This is a genomic window from Pedobacter cryoconitis (assembly GCF_014200605.1).
Classification (GTDB): Bacteria; Bacteroidota; Bacteroidia; order Sphingobacteriales; family Sphingobacteriaceae; genus Pedobacter; species Pedobacter cryoconitis_B.
Map to the genome: position 1 here is coordinate 58,253 of NZ_JACHCE010000013.1, position 17,878 is coordinate 76,130.

A 17,878-nucleotide genomic window follows, 5' to 3' on the forward strand; every position below is an offset into this window, starting at 1 on the left:
GGGTATCGGGGATTAGAATTAATTTTACGAAAATGAAAAGACCTTTCATTTTCGTATTTTTTTTGTCGGTTACCTTACTAATCAGTTCCTGGGGATTTTTTGCCCATATCCGCATTAACCGGCTCGCTGTATTTATCCTTCCCTCAGGGATGAGCAGGTTTTATAAGTCCAATATATTATATCTGGCAGATCATGCTACAGATGCAGATAAAAGGCGTTATGCAGATACTTCAGAGGCGCCAAGACATTATCTGGATGTAGAAGTTTATGAAGTAGAAATTGACAGTATCCCCAGAAAATGGAATGATGCTGTAAAAAAATACGGGTCTCAGAAACTGGCCAAAAACGGCATATTACCCTGGCAGATTCAACGCACTTATTACCAATTGGTCAATGCTTTTAAAACAAAGGATTCTTTGAAAATCCTTATTCATTCTGCTTCCCTGGGCCATTATCTTGCAGACGCGCATGTTCCTTTGCATACCACTGAAAACCATAACGGTCAACTCAGTAATCAACATGGTATCCATGCCTTCTGGGAAAGCCGGTTGCCAGAATTATTTTCAGAAAAATATAGTTTTCTGGTAGGGAAGGCTGTTTATGTGGATGATCCGTTAAAAGCGGCCTGGAAGATTATCAGTTATACCCATCAGCTTGTTGATAGTGTTTTAATTATAGAATCCAATTTAAACCGAAACTTTCCGGCCTATCGAAAATACAGTTATTCAAAAAGAAATAAGCAGGTCATCAGACAGTACGCTTTAGCATACGCGCTTGCTTATCACAACAGGATGAATAAAATGGTAGAACAACAAATGTGTGCCTCTGTCCTGGCTACCGGGTCTTTCTGGTATTCAGCCTGGATTGATGCAGGACAACCAGAACTCGAAAAGATGATTAAAGTATTGCCGGATATGGCAGAAAAGAAAGAAATAACAGAGCTGAACAAGAAGTTCAGCTCCGGAAAGATTATTGGCAGAGAAAACTAGTTCTCTATGATTTCTTTAGATTTGAATCTCGATTTTACCGCTGCAAAAATAACCGGAGCAAAGGTTACTACCGCAATAAATATAATTACAATAGAGAAGTTATCTCTTACTACCGGGATCTGCCCAAGCAGGAATCCAGCAAATAGTAAACTTGCAATCCATCCTAATCCTCCTATGATATTGTAATAAGTAAATCTGCCAAATGGCATCTTAGCGACACCAGCAACAAAAGGAGCAATAGTTCTGAAAATTGGCAGGAAACGACTGAAAATAATCGCCTTACCACCATGTTTTTCAAAAAACATATGGGATTTATTATAATATTCAAGTTTTAAGATTTTGTTACCTTCTTTAAAAACCTTTACACCAAAGAAGCTTCCTAAACGATAATTTAAGCTATTACCTAATATAGCTGCAATTGATAAAAGCAAAAACATAATCCAGATATCCAGACCAGTATTTCCTTTAGCAATCAGTGCCCCTACTGCGAATAGCATAGAATCTCCTGGTAAAAAAGGAGTGACCACGAATCCGGTTTCAGCAAAAATAATGATGAATAAAATAAGATAGGTCCAGGTCTGGTAATTACTTACCAGCTTAACCAATTCTACATCTGTGTGCAGAATAAACTGTATCAGCTGATTGATGATGTCCATATTGTTACATAGCAAACGTCATTATAGCGTGTTTATTTTCGCGTATAATGACGTTCAGGTATATTTATATATAAAATTAATTATAGTTGTTCAGCATAACCGGCATAACCAGCATCAGGACATCTTCGTTTTCGTCATTGGTCTGAGGGATCAGTAAACCAGCACGGTTAGGTGTAGAAAGTTCTAAAGTCACTTCTTCACCAGAAAGGTTACTTAACATTTCAATCAGGAAACGTGCATTAAAACCAATCTCCAGGTCTTCACCTTCATATTGACAGCTTAAACGCTCATGCGCCTCATTTGCAAAGTCAAGATCTTCAGAAGAGATATTTAATTCACTTCCGTTGATTTTTAATCTTACCTGGTGCGTTGTTTTATTAGCAAAAATAACCACACGGCGCAAAGTGTTCAGGAATAAAGCCCTGTCAATAATTAATTTATTAGGATTATTAGCAGGAATTACTGCTTCATAATCAGGATAGCGCTCATCGATTAAACGGCATACCAGGTTAATGTTCTCAAATTTGAAGAATGCACTGGTTGCATTATAATCAACTGATACATTAATATCTGTTGAAGGTAACGCTGCTTTTAATAAAGTCAATGCTTTTTTTGGCAGGATGAATGAAGCTGTTTTATCTGCTTTGCTATCCATACGTCTGTATCTTACCAATTTGTGAGCATCAGTAGCTACAAATGTGATAAACTGATCAGATAACTGGCAAAAAACACCTGTCATTGCCGGACGAAGTTCGTCGCTGCTTACAGCAAAAATAGTTTTAGTAATTGCCTCTGTTAAAACTGAAGCCGGAAGGTTTACCGACGAAGCATTTTCTACTACCGGGATTTTAGGGAAGTCATCTCCGTTTTCGCCACTCAGTTTATACTTTCCATCACCAGCGCTAATTTCGATTGAAAATGTAGCATCATCAATATTGAAAGAAATAGGCTGATCAGGAAGTGTTTTCAAAGTATCTAATAGGATTCTTGAAGGTACAGCAACTTTTCCACCTTCTTTTGATTCAACAGGTAAAGAAGTAGTCATGCTTGTCTGCAAATCTGTAGCGGAAATCGTTAAACTTCCGTCTTTAATCTCGAAAAGGAAATTTTCCAGTATCGGCAAAACAGTACTGCTGCTTGAAGCACCATTAACCGTTTGTAAATGTTTTAATAGCGTTGATGTGGATACAATAAATCTCATAATATGATTATGTCAGTTCTCAAAAATATAAAAATTACCTTGCATACTTATACTTGCGGTAATAATGTTGAAAAATTGCGAACGATATTAACAGTAATAATGGCAATATAAGGTTAATAAACTGCCATTTAGTTTTTGATTGTCTTAAAAGCTGTTTATCCAGAAGCCTGACCTTAACCTCTTTATTCCTTAATTCAATCAAATTATCGTCGCTTGATAAATAATCTGCAACATTTAGCAGAAAAGCTTTATTTCCAAAATTTCTCTGGGTATATCTGTCAAAACCAAGCGGAAAAACAGAGCCATCACGACTGCTTACCTGGTTAAGAAAAATGTCGCCATCACCAATAACGATCATTTTAGTCTTTTTACTTTGTCCTGTAACACTATAGTTTTCAGTAATACCTGCCGGAACTGCACGGTTTGCAAATACTGAAGGGAATACCCCTTCAAGTAATACAGCAGCATTTTGCGGGGTATTTGAGTATAATTTCTGATCTGGCGCTTCGGCAACAATTCCTAAAGATAAAAGCTTTGGCGTATTGTAAACGAGATGATATGGAGAAGTACGAAGAATGGTAGTTTTGCGTACGCCTTTTACCCCAATAGTGTCTACAGTACTTAAGAACTCCGTTTTCACGCCATCAATATTCCTCACCATATTGTTTGAGGCATCCGGAATCAGCACAGGATAGTAAATCCATGGGGCCATTTGAATATCCCGCTGTGAACCACCATTCATCGCCACTGGAATTTCTGCACAATTTAAATCTGCCACCAGGTTATAATTTACCCTTGCACCATACATAAACAGCATATCGTCCAGATTCAGCTTGTTATTAAAAGCCAGCTGCTCCCCTTTACCCTGTAAACTATCAAGACTGGCACTCACCTGGTCAATACTCCAGACCACTCTGCCACCATTCATCACAAAATAGTTAATCTTATACTTTACAGCTTCCGAAAACTCATGCTGAGGTTTAGCAATGAAAAGAATTTTGAGCTTATCCAATCCTTGTTTGCTGATCTGGTTTAAATCTACACGCCCAACTTCATAACTATCGGACAATGATTTCATCGCGTCACTCAAAAACAAGTCCGAAGGTTCTCCATTACCCTCTGTAAAGCCTATACGTGGATTCTCTCCTGTACTTACCTTTTTAATTGCAGAAGTAAAGACGTATTCAAGATTCTGAATAGAATTATTAATGTTGTCTTCATAATTTCCCCCTGCATCCAGATTTTGAAGCAGCTTAACTGCAATCTGTCTCTCTCCGGCTTGTACAATAGCCATTGGGAAGATCGTTTTTTGCGTAAATCCTGCGTCGTTTTTAATATTCAGATTAGTTGGCTCGATACCTATTCTGTACAAATTATTTAAAACTGTATCCTGCTCCTGCTGTGCCAGTCCACTGATAGGATCAGTAAAGACAACTTTTATTTTCACCGAAGAGTTAGCTTTGTAGTCATTTAGTAAATCTGTCGCAGCCCTCTGTAAACGCTTGAAAGCCGCCGGAAGTTCACCTTCTAAAAACACTGTAATTGTAATCTGCTGATGGGCTTTAGCTAAAACTGCTTTAGATTTTGGATGGAGCGTGAATCTTTTATCTTTCGTAAAATCAAAACGGGTATAAAAATAACTGGCTGCGATATTCATGATAATCAGCAGTATAGCAAAAAGAAAGATCTTCATTTTCTGATTTACCATTTTCTCCCTCCTATCACTATACGGGTTATTCCCAGGAATAATAAAATAAAGGTGATAAAATAAATCAGATCACGTGTATCAAGTACTCCCCTGCTCATGGACTGAAAATGTTCATTGATGCTTAACCAGGCAAACACATCTTCAAATATGGTGGATGTGAAAATTTTCCCGAGTGAATCAAAACCGCTATAAACAATAAAGGAGAATAAGACGGCTACTGCAAAAGCAATGACTTGATTTTTTGTAATGGACGAAGCGAAAATACCGATAGCAGTAAAAGCTGCACCTAACAATAACAAACCAGCATAAGAGCCTGCAACCGCTCCCCCGTCAATATTACCCTTAGGCAGACCTAGCTGTATGATAGAATAATAATATAATAAGGTAGGGACCAGCGCAAAGAAAACCAGAGTAAGACAGGCAAAATATTTAGCAAGAATAATCTGCCAGTCAGTGAGTGGCCTGCTGGCCAGCAAAATATAAGTCCCTTCTCTGCGCTCTTCTGCGAACGAACGCATGGTAATAGCAGGAATTAAGAACATAAATAGAAATGGGGTAAGACTAAAAAAGCCATTCAGCTCAGCATAGCCATACTCAAGAATAGACGTATCCGGAAAGAACCAGAGAAGTAAACCGGAGACCAGCAGGAATACACCAATCGTGATGTATGCCATTAATGAATTTAATAAACTGAATAATTCGCGTTTAAATACTGCGTACATGAAAAAATATAATGATGCCGAAGTTAGTAAATATCAGGAGAACGGAAAAGTATAAGAGATTAAACAGGTTTTACTTAAATTAGTATGAATTACACAGCCAAATTTATTAAAGGATAATATTATGGGCAAATTAGATAACCGTATAGATCTTTATATTGATAACGCCGCTGTTTATGCACAGCCAATATTAAACCATCTCAGGATGCTGGTCCATGAAGCATGCCCCGAAATCATAGAAAAGATAAAATGGGGTTGTCCTCATTTCGATTATAAAGGCCCTGTATGTCATATGGCTGCTTTTAAAAACCATTGTGCTTTTGGTTTTTGGAAAGGGGCGCTGCTCCCTGATCTGCATCACCTGGTGGGAGAAGATAAGCAACATGCGATGGGTCATCTGGGTAAATTGGAATCTGTGGAAGATTTACCTGGTGACGATGTTTTGATCACTTATATACAAAATGCTGTAATCCTAAATAAAGAAGGGGTTAAATTACCCAAAAAGACAACGGCACCCCGAACAGACTTACAAGTTCCGGATGATTTTGTAGAAAGATTGGTTACGGTTCCTGCTGCCGGAATTAATTTTGAAAAGTTCAGCTATGCCAAAAAGAAAGATTACCTGGAATGGTTTAAGGACGCGAAAACCGAGGCTACCAGAAATAAAAGGATGGACACTGCAATAGAATGGATAATTGAAGGAAAATCCAGAAACTGGAAATATGAAAAATGACATTCTGATAAGTCCCAAAAAAGAAAATGCCTTAAAATATAATTTAAGGCATTTTCTTTTTAGATGCAGTTTATTACACCATGAGCTTATAATCCGAAATTATAGGCAACTCTCAAACCAAAAAATCCTATAGAGGAATCTTTTGACCATCCTTCATACTTTACACCTAAATCAATTGCATTTTTGTTGGCAAGTGGCAATTCAAAACCAATATTTGGTGAATATGCAAAAGCAGTTGCAGCTCCATCACCAGTTAAGAAAGCAGCACCTACTTCACCGCCTGCATAAAATTTATCAGCAATAAAATATCTCACACCAACTTTTACCGGAACTGCTCCTGCGTTAGGATTTTTCCCAGTTTGTATAACAATTCCATTTGAATTGAATGAAATATATTGCACATCATTTTTACCTACAAAATTTAAGTAACCAGCTGAAGCTGTAAAATTTAATTTTGGTGCAATTGGAGTCTGGAATAATAGAGATCCGCCAAAACCAAACTTGTAACCATCGCTTAAGCTACCCATTGGAATAGCAAAATCAGCTCCTACACCTAATTTTGGACCTTTAACATTTTGAGCAGATACATTTGAGAATGCAAAAACACCGGCGATAGCCGTTAAGAGTAATAATTTTTTCATAATTAACTTTTTAGATATTAAAATAATTGCAATGCTAAATAAAAAACACCTGAAAAGCAATTAAAAATAATATAAAATTAATTATAAATTATCTAAATTTAATCTGTTTTCCAAATACGTCATGATTATTCATAAAATATTAAATTCAACAGTCAATAGTTATTGCACAAAAAAGCGTCTTAAATTTTAATTTAAGACGCTTTTGAATGTTAATGTTACTAATTAAGGTATTAAATTTATATACCGAAGTTAAATGCAAGTCTCAAACCAATAAAACTTTTAACCGGCACAATTAGTGAATTATCTTTTCTATCACCTGACCATCCTTCATAACGTGCACCTAATTCGATAGTTGATTTATCAGCAACCGGGAATTCAACACCAAGTCCTGGAGAATATATAAATGAAGTTCTTGAGCCATCACTAGTTCCGATTGCAGCACCCAATTCACCGCCTACGTAAAAATTCTCTGCAAGGAAATACCTTAATCCTGCTTTCAAGGGAATAGCGTTATATTTAGGATATTTAAGGTTTCCAACAAGCTCTTTACCTGTGAAATTCAAATATCCCGCACTACCCGTAAAATTCAGACTCTGGGCAATTGGAGTTTGAAACTGCAATGAACCACCAAATCCTAATTTATACAGATCATTTGTACCACCTGTAGGCAAAGCAAAATCAACACCTATACCTAATTTCTGTCCTGACATAGCAGGGTCTTTTTTCTGAGCTGAAACGTTTGAGAATGCAAAAATTCCTGCTATGGCTGTTAGTAAAAATAATCTTTTCATGATTTCTAATTTAAGTTAATGGATATAATCCACTATAGCTTAATCAAAAAGTCTGCCAAACCCAAATAAGTTACACAAAGATCTAATTATCAATTAGTTAACATCCTGAACAAATCTTCTAAAGAGTCAGTTTTATGTTGTTTTTTAAGATCAATCAATGATGAATCTGCTACAATTTTTCCTTTATTGATAATTATAACCTGATCACAAAGTGCTTCGACCTCCTGCATAATATGTGTGGAAAGGACTACAGTTTTATTACTGCCCAGATTTTTAATCAGTTCACGGATATCTGACAATTGATTGGGGTCTAAACCTGTAGTTGGCTCGTCGAGTATTAAAATCTGCGGATCATGGATAATAGCCTGTGCTAATCCTACACGTTGTTTATATCCTTTACTTAACATAGCAATCTTTTTATGCTGCTCCTCACCCAGCCCTACTCTTTCAATAACCTCCCTCACTTTAATTTCCGGCTGAGATAACTGATAAGTACTGGCAACGAAAGCCAGAAATTCACGGACATACATATCTGTATATAATGGCGTATTTTCTGGTAAATACCCCAAAATACGTCGCATTTCAAGACTTTGAAGATGCGTATCATATCCCCCTAAACTTGATTTTCCGGAAGTTGGACGTAAATAACCCGTCAGCATGCGCATGGTGGTAGATTTACCAGCACCATTTGGTCCCAGGAAACCAAGGATTTTACCCGGCATGGCCTCGAAACTGATACTGTCTACTGCTTTTTGATGACCATATATTTTTGACAGTCCTTCTACCTTTATACTCAATGGGCTAATTTTAAATGTTATTGATAGCTGATAACTATCAATTCAAAAGTAATAATTCGTATTTAATATACGCTAAAATTACCCTCCAAATTCTATATTTGCAGTATTATGGCCAAAACAAATAACGACGAACAATTTAAAAATGTGATCTCCCACGCCAAGGAATATGGTTTCGTATTTCAAAGCAGCGAAATTTATGATGGCTTAAGTGCCGTTTATGATTATGGTCAGTTAGGTGCTGAACTAAAGAATAACATCAAAACTTACTGGTGGAAATCTATGGTTCAGATGCATGAAAACATTGTAGGCATCGATTCTGCAATTTTTATGCATCCGAAAGTATGGAAAGCCAGTGGTCACGTTGACGGGTTTAGTGATCCGATGATCGATAACAAAGATTCGAACAAACGTTACCGTGCTGACCAGTTATTAGAAGATAAAATTGCCCGTTATGAAAAAGACGGCAAAACAGATAAAGCAGCGAAGTTACAGGCTGATATGGATGATGCGCTTAAAGCTGAAAACCTGCCACAACTAAAAGTACTTATTGAAGAACATGAAATTGCCTGCCCCGTAAGCGGAACAAAAAACTGGACTGATGTACGTCAGTTTAATCTGATGTTCAGTACACAGTTTGGTGCAATGGCCGAAGGTGCTGAAGAAGTTTATTTACGCCCCGAAACTGCACAGGGTATTTTTGTAAACTTTCTGAATGTTCAGAAATCAGGAAGAATGAAAATTCCTTTTGGTATTGCACAAATCGGTAAAGCTTTCAGAAATGAGGTAATTGCCCGTCAGTTTATCATGCGTATGCGTGAATTTGAACAAATGGAAATGCAATTCTTTGTACGTCCGGGTGAAGAAATGAAGTGGTTTGAATACTGGAAAGAAGCGCGTCTTAAATGGCACACTGCTTTAGGTACAGATCCTGCAAAATATAAATATCATGACCATGCTAAACTTGCACACTATGCAAATGCAGCTACTGATATTGAATTTGAATTCCCATTCGGTTTCAAAGAAGTTGAAGGTATTCATAGCCGTACAGATTTCGATTTAACACAGCACCAGGAATTCTCTGGTAAGAAAATGCAATATTTCGACAATGATCTGAATGAAGAAGGTAAACCATATGGTAACTATATCCCCTATGTAATTGAAACTTCTATTGGTTTAGATCGTATGTTCTTATTGACCATGATTGGTGCTTTTGAAGAACAGGACCTGAGCGAAGGGGAAAAAACTGATAGCCGTATTGTGCTTCATTTACACCCTTGCCTTGCTCCAATCAAAGCAGCTATTTTACCATTAACTAAAAAAGATGGTTTACCTGAGAAAGCAAAAACGATCATGGATAATCTGAAACTGGATTATAATGTCGTTTATGAAGAAAAAGATTCAATAGGAAAACGTTACCGCAGACAAGATGCGATTGGTACTCCTTTCTGTATCACTATTGATCACCAGACTTTAGAAGATGATACTGTAACCATCCGTCACCGTGACAGCATGGAACAACAAAGAATTGATATCAAAGACCTGGAAGAACTAATTGCAAATAAAGTAAGCTGGAAAAATCTGTTGAGACAATCTTAACAGAATAATAATTACAGAATTAAAAACAGGCTGCATCATGATATATGATGCAGCCTGTTTTTTTTAACTTATAAAATGATGGTCTCATTATTGTTAACAGCAGATGTATTAAATCTGCTCCATTTACGTTAACAAAACATGAAATTCATCCCTATAGCATTCTTTCTCTTCTTTTTCAGTATCAACACTACAAAAGCACAGTCGTCTGCTCAAAACTGGACATCCGAAGAACTCGAAAATGCAAATACCGCTAAAAACACGAGCTACCTGAATGAAGAGGAAAAGAAAATTGTATTCTATATGAATCTGGCACGTACGGATGGAAAGAAATTCTTCAACACCTATTTTCAGGATTTCGTAAATGCCTATAACATAGACATGCAACAGTACAGTAATTATAATGAACTGAAGGTAAATCGCAAAGACAAATATTACAGAGGTCTTGAACAAGATCTTAAAGGCATAAAAGGCCTGACTTTATTCAGCCCGGACGAAACATTGACCTGGATCTCTCAGCAACATGCTAAAGACATGAAAAAACATAACCTTGCCGGCCATAATTCAAGTGACGGAAGGTCTGTATCAGACCGGGTATGGAAATACTATCCTGGAAGAGCTGTATCAGAAAACCTGGCTTTTGGCTTCTCTAAAGGACTGGCCAATGTATGCATGCTGTTACTGGACAAAAATGTGCCTGATCTCGGACACCGGAAAACAATTTTGGGTACCAGTTATAATTTAAGCCTTGTTGGAGTAAATATCAGCACGCATCCCGGATATAAATATTGTGCAGTCATAGATTTTATCTCTGCTCCTGCTACCCGTTAAATTGAGCAGTTATTTTCGATATCGGATATCAATTCCTAACTTGCCCCCTTTATTGATTTCTAATACCCCATGCGTAAAGCCGTACTCAGATTTATAGACTTTTTTTACCCCCCTTTTTCACGTTGGGTGTCTCCCCATACTTTCAGATATATTATTTCTGGTGGTACAACGGCCGCAACAGGGATTATAGTCTATTATATCGTCTATAACTATATTCTTCATCAGCAACATGTTGACCTGCCCTTTCCTCCGGGAATGATCACAGCTCCCGTTGCTGCGCTGATTATTGAGTCTGTTATTACATTTATCATTGGCTTTGCCCTGAATAAATACCTCGTATTTACACAATCACAATTAAAAGGAAGGGTTCAGTTATTCCGTTATGGTACTGTTGTAGCTACTAATATTCTGCTCAATTTTGCCATGCTGAAATTATTAGTAGAAACCTTTCATCTGTATCCAACCATAGCTAAAATTATCTGTACAGCTATTCTTGCGATCTTCAGCTATTTTAGCCAGAAGCATTTTTCTTTCAAGGTAAAAAAATAAATCATTTAGAAGTAAAAGCATTACGGTTTTCTTGATAAATCGTAGCCCCACCCTTATCTTTAGACAAACACAAATATCAAAGGCAATGAGCGATTTTAATGACTTTAACAACCCCAGGGTAGCTCAGCTCCCTAAGCATCTCAGGCAGTTTATTGTAGATCAGAACTACGCTAAATATACACCAGTTGATCAGGCGGTTTGGCGTTATGTAATGCGTCAGAATTACAGTTATCTAAAAGATGTTGCTTATTATCCTTATATCAAAGGTTTACAGCGTGCGGGTTTAAGTATTGAATATATCCCGGATTTACAAACCATGAATGACAATCTGGGTAAACTGGGCTGGGGTGCGGTTACCGTAGATGGATTTATCCCTCCTGCAGCATTCATGGAATACCAGGCCTATCATGTACTGGTAATTGCTGCCGATATACGCCAGATTAATCATATTGAATATACACCAGCTCCGGATATTATCCATGAGTCGGCTGGCCATGCGCCTATTATTGCAGATGCCGATTACAATAGTTACCTGAGTTATATCGGATCTATTGGTGCTAAAGCCATGTTTTCGGCCAAAGATTTTGAATTATATGAAGCCATACGTGCTTTATCTATTTTAAAGGAAGCAGTTGATATTCCTGAATTTGAAATCACTAAAGCTGAAGAACAGTTAAAGGAAATTTCAGCAAATATGGGTGAACCTTCCGAAATGGCCTTACTCAGCAGATTACACTGGTGGACCGTAGAATACGGTTTAATCGGCAGCCTTGATGATCCTAAAATCTATGGTGCAGGGCTCCTTTCTTCTATTGGAGAAAGCTCAAGCTGCATGAGTAAAAATGTAAAAAAGATCCCTTACACGATAGATACAATTAACTATTCGTACGATATTACTAAAACACAACCACAGCTTTTTGTAACTGAGACCTTTCAAAATCTGATTGATGTATTGGAACAGTTTGCAGATACCATGTCGTTTAGAAAAGGTGGAACAGAAAGTATCCGCAAAGCTATGGACTCTAAAAATCCGGCAACCGCAGTGTATAGTTCTGGTTTACAGGTAACAGGTGTGTTCAGTGATATGGGCCAGAATGATTCTGGTGAACTTACCTTTATCAAAACTACAGGGCCTTCCGCACTTTCTTTTGCTGACAGGCAATTGGACGGACATGGTAAACTTTATCATAAGGACGGCTTTTCATCACCGGTAGGTAAACTAAAAAATACCAGTACTGCATTGGAAAATTTTAGCAGTGAGGAACTTTATACCTTTGGTATCATAGAAGGTAATACTACCGAACTGATTTTTGAAAGTGGGATTCAGGTAAGCGGTACTGTAAAGGCAGTTTACAAACATGGGGATCATGTGATCCTGATTGCTTTTGAAGATTGTACAGTTAAAGAAAGTAATGGAAATATTCTTTTTCAACCAGAATGGGGTACTTATGACATGGCCGTAGGCAGCAGTATTGTCTCTGTATTTAATGGCGCTGCAGATAAAGAAGCTTATGAGGAAATTACTTATATCAGCGATAAGCAAACTGAAAAGATTGTTTATGATGAGTCTACAACCCAGCTTCATCATATTTACAGCACCGTAAGAAAAATCAGAGCGGAAGGAAGTGACGAAAACGAATTACCTGCTTTATTTAAAACTTTGAAAACGTCCTATTCACACGACTGGCTTTGTGCGCTTGAAATATTGGAAATAGTGCGTTATAAGGGAACTAACCCCGGGCTTGAGCAGGAAATCAGGGCTTATCTGGAAGCAAAAGCTTTAGTTGAACCTCAGCACAAGAAACTGATCCATGACGGAATGCATGTGATTGAGAACCCTGTCACACAATTAATTACAGAAGAAGATTAACATGAATATTGTATTAACAGGTGCCAGCAGCGGAATAGGCTTTGAGGCTGCTTTAGAATTTACTTTACAGACTGAAAATAAGGTAGTATGTATCGCCAGGTCTGCCGATAAGCTTAGAAAATTATTAGAAATTGCGAGAGGAATCAACCCGGAATGTACTTTGCTACCAGTTGAATTTGATATCGTGAATGATGATTATGCTGCATTGGTGCCTTTCTTAAAAGAAAGACTGGGCACTGTCGATATTTTGATCAATAATGCAGGTTCCTTAATCAATAAACCATTTTTAGAGACTTCTGCGAACGATTTGAATGAAATGTTTCAGAGTAATGTGACGGGACATTTCAATATGATTCAGAACTTGTTACCGCTGATGCATAGCGGAAGCCATATTGTAAATATTGGCAGTATGGGCGGTTTCCAGGGAAGCGTTAAATTTCCCGGACTTGCGGCTTATTCTTCCAGTAAAGGAGCATTACATACACTTACCGAATGTCTGGCTTTTGAATTAGCTGATAGCGGGATTAAAGTAAATTGCCTTGCGTTGGGTTCGGCACAAACAGAAATGCTTGAGCAGGCATTTCCAGGATATCAATCTCCGGTAATGGCTTTTGAAATGGGGAAATATGTGGCGGACTTTGCAAAGACCGGTCATAAGTTTTTCAATGGCAAGATAATTCCTGTAGCGGTCACTACTCCCTAGAAATTTTTAAGAGTATAAAAAAACAGCCTGCTATATTTCTGGCGCATGTTCGCGCTGTGAGGGTCCCAATGCCAGAAATGTAGCAGGCCTTTTTTTATTGCTTTGTAAAATATTTTAATAACTTAGCAGACGATATATGAAGAAAAGCTTATTATTATTCTGCTTCGTAGTTCTTTTTGCCGCTTCCGGCAAGTCGCAGACCGTCCCTGTTAAATATCAGGAACTTCTTAAAAAGATAGTTACTAATAAAACATCTGATCAATTGATAGGTTTTGCTAAAACACTTATTGGTATCCCTTACAGATATGCTTCAAGTAATCCTGCAATAGGTTTCGACTGTTCTGGTTTTGTAAGTTATGTATTCCATAACTTTGGAGTTAATGTACCGCGCTCTTCTACAGAATTTAATCAGGCGGGTACGCCTGTTAAACTGGAAAATGCAAAGGTTGGTGATGTGCTTATTTTCACAGGGACCAACCCCCGCAGACGTGTCGTTGGCCATGTAGGCATTATTGCAGATATTGAAGGGGATACAATTAAATTTATCCACTCCACTTCCGGAAAAGCACATGGGGTAACAGTTACTACACTTAATCCTTATTACAAAAGCCGGTTAATGCGGGCTGTAAGTATTCTTTAATATCCAGATTTTATTATCTAAGTTTCCAGCAATACAACTTTTAATGCATCAAGCACTTCACCCCTGCCCAGCATTTCTTTCGCCAGCTCATGTAATTCACGCTGACGATTTACGCCATCGCCAATCGTAGCATCCAAAACTTCTTTTACAGCAGCATGACTTCTGATTAAGTCAATTTCCTCTTCAGCAGGGACCTGCTCTACATTTCCAAGCATTCCAAGATCATTACCGCTTAAAACATATGAATTTCTAACACCATGCGGCAGCGCATCAATGCCTATTCCAAGAGTAGTTAATGGTTTTGCCACCTTAAATAAATTATCAGCCGTTACCCGGCAATACCAGTCACCACCTAAACGGGCAACAAGATCTATTTTTGCCTGATCAATTTTCCCCTCTTCATCCAGAATTTCTTCTTTGATATGGATCAGTTTTATCTCTGCAAGAATCAGGTTTCCAGCGCCGGGGTTATCTCCAAGGTGGATTACTTCGGTCACTATACATTCCATCTGAACTGGTGCCTCTGCCACCCGTGGTGGTTTTACCAATTGTGAAGGAAGCATCGTAAAACCAGCTTTTTCAAACTCATTTATTCCTTTAGCATATTCAGTACTGGCCAGACTTGTCTGCTGCACCATTGGATAGTTCACAATATTAATTACACATTCTTTGACCTCCAGAATATTCTCCAGGGTGTGTTTAGTTGTATTATCACGTACTCTTCTGGCCGGAGAGAAAATGCAAAGAGGCGGATTGGTACTGAACATATTGAAAAAACTGAAAGGGCTTAAATTGATGTTGCCTTCTTTATCAATAGTTGTTGCAAAACATATAGGTCTTGGCGCAACTGCATATTGCAAATAGTTTTGCAGTTGCGCCGGACTCAAATCTGAAGTTTTAACTGTCAGCATTATTTTTTAAGGGCTAAAATAGAGAAATCAGTATCAACTTTACGGATTGTATTGCTTAAACGGCCAAGCCCCGTAATTTCCATTTCCACAACATCACCATCCTGTAACCATTGTGGCTTAAAATCAGGATCATTCAATAAACCAGTACCATTAAGTTCCAGGAAACATCCTGTTCCTACTGTACCTGAACCGATTACATCTCCTGGCAAAATATCCACACCATAAGCACAACGTTCAATAATTTCTGCAAATGTCCAGTCCATATCTGCTGTATTGCCTGCAGAAACCTGTTTCCCATTTACAGTACAGGTCATTTCCAGGTTATAGCTATTTCCAATATGACCAGCTTTAGGAGCTGTTTTGTATTCTTCCAGTTCATCAGGGGTCACTAACCATGGTCCAATAACTGTAGAAAAATCTTTTCCTTTTGCAGGGCCCAGGTTTAACAGCATTTCTTCCATTTGCAATGTTCTGGCACTCATATCATTCATAATCATATAACCTGCGATATAAGCATCAGCCTCTTCAGCTTTGATATTTCTTCCTTTTTTACCAATTACCACTGCTACTTCCAGTTCAAAATCCAGTTTCTGGAAATGGTCAGGCATACACTCGATTTCTCCAGGGCCCTGGATAGCATTATGGTTAGTAAAATAGAAAATAGGATACTGATCAAATTCAGGGATCATGTCTGCCTTACGGTTTCTGCGTGCTGCAGCAACGTGCTGACGAAAAGCATAACCGTCTCTGCATGAACTTGGGTGCGGTACCGGGGCTACAACTTCATAAAACGCTTCTTCTTTAGGCTCAATCTCTCCAGACTTAATTTTAGCATCGATTGCCAATGCCCGCTCCATCAGTACTTCTGAATCTTTTAAAAACCCGTTCATATCATTTGGTATCTGCTTATCGCATGAATTCAAATTATAGATATGTCCACTGATGAAAACACCAAGGTGTTCTCTGTCTTCTGTTTTGTAGGATACTAATTTCATATAGTTTTATGTTTGGTAGCACAATGTATCATATAGCTGGTCAAAGCTAGAGAATTTAGGGCACAATGAATAAAAGCCAGCAAAATAAATGACAATAGAATATATGGCAGAAATTTGATACCTAACAATATAATTCTTAATTTAGCCTTCGCAACAATGACAAAGCGCAAATTAAAATATCAGGATCGTATTGCCAGCCAAGTACTGGCCGGGTTCAGGTATGCTATGCTCTCTAAGATCATTTTTGCACAATATTCCATTTAAGCTTTTTTCTAAAGCCCTCGTATATTAAACGTTCTCACGTTTTCTATCCATCCTACATTTTAACCATTTAGAACCTATAGATATGCCTATTTATCATACCTTAGGAACCATTCCACCTAAAAGACACACTGTTTTTAGAAAACCAGACGGTGAACTTTATGCAGAGGAACTGGTATCCACTGAAGGATTTTCAAGCTTGTATTCGCTTGTCTATCACTGTCATCCTCCAACTATTGTTAAATCGCTTGGAGAACCTTACTCTGTAGAGCCAAAAATTGCCAGGGAGAAACATCTGAAACATACTTCCCTGATTGGTTTCAATATCGCTCCTGAGGATGATTATCTAAAAAGCAGAAAACCTGTACTGGTTAACAGCGACTTACATATATCTCTCGCCGCCCCCAGGAAATCTATGACTGACTATTTCTATAAAAACAGTCAGGCCGATGAAGTTATTTTCATCCACCAGGGTTCGGGTACTTTAAAAACAGGTTTTGGAAAGATTCGTTTCGCTTATGGTGATTATCTGGTAGTGCCCCGCGGTACGATTTATCAACTGGAATTTGATGATGAGAAAAACCGTTTATTTATTGTTGAAAGCTTTAGCCCTATCCGGTCGCCAAAACGTTACAGAAATGAATATGGCCAGCTGATGGAACATTCCCCTTATTGTGAACGCGATATCAGAAGACCTGCCGACCTGGAAACTATCGATGAATTTGGTGATTTCAAGGTACTGATCAAAAAACAAGGATTAATGTACCCATATACCTATGGTACACACCCTTTTGATTTTGTAGGCTGGGACGGATTTCATTATCCATGGGCATTCTCTATCCATGATTTCGAACCAATTACCGGTCGTCTTCATCAACCGCCACCCGTACATCAAACCTTTGAGGGGCACAATTTCGTAATCTGTTCTTTTGTACCCCGCAAATTTGATTACCACCCATTATCTATTCCTGCACCCTATAACCATAGCAATGTAGACAGCGATGAAGTTCTGTATTATGTGGACGGTGATTTTATGAGCAGAAAAAGTGTTGTTAAAGGCCAGATTACACTACATCCCGGAGGAATTCCTCATGGGCCACACCCTGGTACGGTAGAAAAATCAATTGGTAAAGAAAGCACAGAAGAACTGGCTGTAATGATCGATCCTTTCCGCCCTTTAATGCTTACGGAAGATGCATTGGCTATTGAAGATGAAAATTATCATAAAAGCTGGCAGATCAACATTGAATAACAAAAAATACACCTAAATAATTTTTAATTAAATAAAAA

Annotated in this window: 18 protein-coding genes; 9 read left to right on the plus strand and 9 right to left on the minus strand. The window is 38.0% G+C overall.

The features are described 5' to 3' along the window. Nucleotides 1-32 precede the first annotated feature (32 nt). On the plus strand, nucleotides 33-989 hold the full coding sequence (locus HDE68_RS25515; protein WP_183885410.1) for a zinc dependent phospholipase C family protein: 957 nt from the start codon (nucleotides 33-35) through the stop codon (nucleotides 987-989). On the opposite strand, the gene HDE68_RS25520 is transcribed toward HDE68_RS25515, so the two are convergent. From HDE68_RS25520 to gldF, 4 genes are all read right to left on the minus strand, one after another. Then, nucleotides 986-1,645, minus strand: a complete 660-nt coding sequence (locus HDE68_RS25520) for a VTT domain-containing protein (protein WP_183885412.1) — start codon at nucleotides 1,643-1,645, stop codon at nucleotides 986-988. The two genes, HDE68_RS25515 and HDE68_RS25520, sit on opposite strands and share 4 nt — an antisense overlap. 76 nt (nucleotides 1,646-1,721) lie before the next feature. After that, complete coding sequence (dnaN, locus tag HDE68_RS25525; protein ID WP_183885414.1) at nucleotides 1,722-2,846, minus strand: DNA polymerase III subunit beta; 1,125 nt, start codon at nucleotides 2,844-2,846, stop codon at nucleotides 1,722-1,724. A 34-nt stretch (nucleotides 2,847-2,880) separates the two neighbouring features. Then, complete coding sequence (gene gldG / locus HDE68_RS25530) at nucleotides 2,881-4,539, minus strand: gliding motility-associated ABC transporter substrate-binding protein GldG (RefSeq protein ID WP_260171868.1); 1,659 nt, start codon at nucleotides 4,537-4,539, stop codon at nucleotides 2,881-2,883. A gap of 8 nt (nucleotides 4,540-4,547) precedes the next feature. Continuing rightward, a complete protein-coding gene (gene gldF, locus HDE68_RS25535) occupies nucleotides 4,548-5,276 on the minus strand; it encodes a gliding motility-associated ABC transporter permease subunit GldF (protein WP_183885418.1) in 729 nt (242 codons plus the stop codon). A 121-nt stretch (nucleotides 5,277-5,397) separates the two neighbouring features. Between gldF and HDE68_RS25540 the strand changes: the two genes are divergently transcribed. Further along, nucleotides 5,398-6,006 (plus strand): YdeI/OmpD-associated family protein, encoded by a 609-nt coding sequence (locus HDE68_RS25540; protein ID WP_183885420.1) that lies wholly within the window; start codon nucleotides 5,398-5,400, stop codon nucleotides 6,004-6,006. 86 nt (nucleotides 6,007-6,092) lie between these two features. Here HDE68_RS25540 and HDE68_RS25545 read toward each other — a convergent pair whose 3' ends face one another. The 3 genes from HDE68_RS25545 to HDE68_RS25555 all read right to left on the minus strand — a co-directional run bounded on the left by HDE68_RS25545 (nucleotide 6,093) and on the right by HDE68_RS25555 (nucleotide 8,235). Beyond that, nucleotides 6,093-6,647 (minus strand): outer membrane beta-barrel protein, encoded by a 555-nt coding sequence (locus HDE68_RS25545; protein ID WP_183885422.1) that lies wholly within the window; start codon nucleotides 6,645-6,647, stop codon nucleotides 6,093-6,095. A 236-nt stretch (nucleotides 6,648-6,883) separates the two neighbouring features. Beyond that, a complete protein-coding gene (locus tag HDE68_RS25550) occupies nucleotides 6,884-7,438 on the minus strand; it encodes an outer membrane beta-barrel protein (RefSeq protein ID WP_183885424.1) in 555 nt (184 codons plus the stop codon). An 89-nt stretch (nucleotides 7,439-7,527) separates the two neighbouring features. Beyond that, complete coding sequence (locus HDE68_RS25555) at nucleotides 7,528-8,235, minus strand: ATP-binding cassette domain-containing protein (RefSeq protein WP_183885426.1); 708 nt, start codon at nucleotides 8,233-8,235, stop codon at nucleotides 7,528-7,530. A 108-nt stretch (nucleotides 8,236-8,343) separates the two neighbouring features. Between HDE68_RS25555 and HDE68_RS25560 the strand changes: the two genes are divergently transcribed. The 6 genes from HDE68_RS25560 (at nucleotide 8,344) to HDE68_RS25585 (ending at nucleotide 14,421) form a co-directional block, all read left to right on the plus strand. After that, nucleotides 8,344-9,831 carry a glycine--tRNA ligase gene (locus tag HDE68_RS25560; RefSeq protein ID WP_183885428.1) on the plus strand — a complete coding sequence of 496 codons (1,488 nt, stop codon included), beginning with the start codon at nucleotides 8,344-8,346 and terminating at the stop codon, nucleotides 9,829-9,831. Between the two features lie 138 nt (nucleotides 9,832-9,969). Beyond that, complete coding sequence (locus HDE68_RS25565) at nucleotides 9,970-10,659, plus strand: CAP domain-containing protein (protein WP_183885430.1); 690 nt, start codon at nucleotides 9,970-9,972, stop codon at nucleotides 10,657-10,659. A gap of 69 nt (nucleotides 10,660-10,728) precedes the next feature. Continuing rightward, nucleotides 10,729-11,208, plus strand: coding sequence for a GtrA family protein (locus HDE68_RS25570; RefSeq protein WP_183885432.1), 480 nt, complete (start codon nucleotides 10,729-10,731; stop codon nucleotides 11,206-11,208). Between the two features lie 85 nt (nucleotides 11,209-11,293). Beyond that, entirely contained in the window at nucleotides 11,294-13,078 is a 1,785-nt protein-coding gene (locus HDE68_RS25575; RefSeq protein WP_183885435.1) for an aromatic amino acid hydroxylase, read from the plus strand. Nucleotide 13,079: 1 nt separating this feature from the next. Then, nucleotides 13,080-13,781, plus strand: a complete 702-nt coding sequence (locus HDE68_RS25580) for an SDR family oxidoreductase (protein WP_183885437.1) — start codon at nucleotides 13,080-13,082, stop codon at nucleotides 13,779-13,781. A 136-nt stretch (nucleotides 13,782-13,917) separates the two neighbouring features. Beyond that, nucleotides 13,918-14,421, plus strand: coding sequence for a C40 family peptidase (locus HDE68_RS25585; protein ID WP_183885439.1), 504 nt, complete (start codon nucleotides 13,918-13,920; stop codon nucleotides 14,419-14,421). A 17-nt stretch (nucleotides 14,422-14,438) separates the two neighbouring features. Here the strand turns inward: HDE68_RS25585 and HDE68_RS25590 are convergent, their stop codons facing one another. Both HDE68_RS25590 and HDE68_RS25595 read right to left on the minus strand, forming a co-directional pair. Continuing rightward, a complete protein-coding gene (locus HDE68_RS25590; protein ID WP_183885441.1) occupies nucleotides 14,439-15,332 on the minus strand; it encodes a flavin reductase family protein in 894 nt (297 codons plus the stop codon). Further along, on the minus strand, nucleotides 15,332-16,327 hold the full coding sequence (locus HDE68_RS25595; RefSeq protein ID WP_183885443.1) for a fumarylacetoacetate hydrolase family protein: 996 nt from the start codon (nucleotides 16,325-16,327) through the stop codon (nucleotides 15,332-15,334). Before HDE68_RS25595 ends, HDE68_RS25590 begins: the two co-directional genes overlap by 1 nt. Nucleotides 16,328-16,673: 346 nt before the next feature. Here HDE68_RS25595 and HDE68_RS25600 point away from each other — a divergent pair, with 346 nt between their 5' ends. Further along, nucleotides 16,674-17,840: a homogentisate 1,2-dioxygenase gene (locus HDE68_RS25600; RefSeq protein ID WP_183885445.1), complete on the plus strand. Its 1,167-nt coding sequence runs from the start codon at nucleotides 16,674-16,676 to the stop codon at nucleotides 17,838-17,840. Nucleotides 17,841-17,878 lie beyond the last annotated feature (38 nt).

Coding starts and splice junctions, on each gene's coding strand:
- HDE68_RS25515 (WP_183885410.1), top strand. CDS start 33: ATGAAAAGACCTTTCATTTTCGTATTTTTTTTGTCGGTTACCTTACTA.
- HDE68_RS25520 (WP_183885412.1), bottom strand. CDS start 1,645: ATGGACATCATCAATCAGCTGATACAGTTTATTCTGCACACAGATGTA.
- dnaN (WP_183885414.1), bottom strand. CDS start 2,846: ATGAGATTTATTGTATCCACATCAACGCTATTAAAACATTTACAAACG.
- gldG (WP_260171868.1), bottom strand. CDS start 4,539: ATGAAGATCTTTCTTTTTGCTATACTGCTGATTATCATGAATATCGCA.
- gldF (WP_183885418.1), bottom strand. CDS start 5,276: ATGTACGCAGTATTTAAACGCGAATTATTCAGTTTATTAAATTCATTA.
- HDE68_RS25540 (WP_183885420.1), top strand. CDS start 5,398: ATGGGCAAATTAGATAACCGTATAGATCTTTATATTGATAACGCCGCT.
- HDE68_RS25545 (WP_183885422.1), bottom strand. CDS start 6,647: ATGAAAAAATTATTACTCTTAACGGCTATCGCCGGTGTTTTTGCATTC.
- HDE68_RS25550 (WP_183885424.1), bottom strand. CDS start 7,438: ATGAAAAGATTATTTTTACTAACAGCCATAGCAGGAATTTTTGCATTC.
- HDE68_RS25560 (WP_183885428.1), top strand. CDS start 8,344: ATGGCCAAAACAAATAACGACGAACAATTTAAAAATGTGATCTCCCAC.
- HDE68_RS25565 (WP_183885430.1), top strand. CDS start 9,970: ATGAAATTCATCCCTATAGCATTCTTTCTCTTCTTTTTCAGTATCAAC.
- HDE68_RS25570 (WP_183885432.1), top strand. CDS start 10,729: ATGCGTAAAGCCGTACTCAGATTTATAGACTTTTTTTACCCCCCTTTT.
- HDE68_RS25575 (WP_183885435.1), top strand. CDS start 11,294: ATGAGCGATTTTAATGACTTTAACAACCCCAGGGTAGCTCAGCTCCCT.
- HDE68_RS25580 (WP_183885437.1), top strand. CDS start 13,080: ATGAATATTGTATTAACAGGTGCCAGCAGCGGAATAGGCTTTGAGGCT.
- HDE68_RS25585 (WP_183885439.1), top strand. CDS start 13,918: ATGAAGAAAAGCTTATTATTATTCTGCTTCGTAGTTCTTTTTGCCGCT.
- HDE68_RS25590 (WP_183885441.1), bottom strand. CDS start 15,332: ATGCTGACAGTTAAAACTTCAGATTTGAGTCCGGCGCAACTGCAAAAC.
- HDE68_RS25595 (WP_183885443.1), bottom strand. CDS start 16,327: ATGAAATTAGTATCCTACAAAACAGAAGACAGAGAACACCTTGGTGTT.
- HDE68_RS25600 (WP_183885445.1), top strand. CDS start 16,674: ATGCCTATTTATCATACCTTAGGAACCATTCCACCTAAAAGACACACT.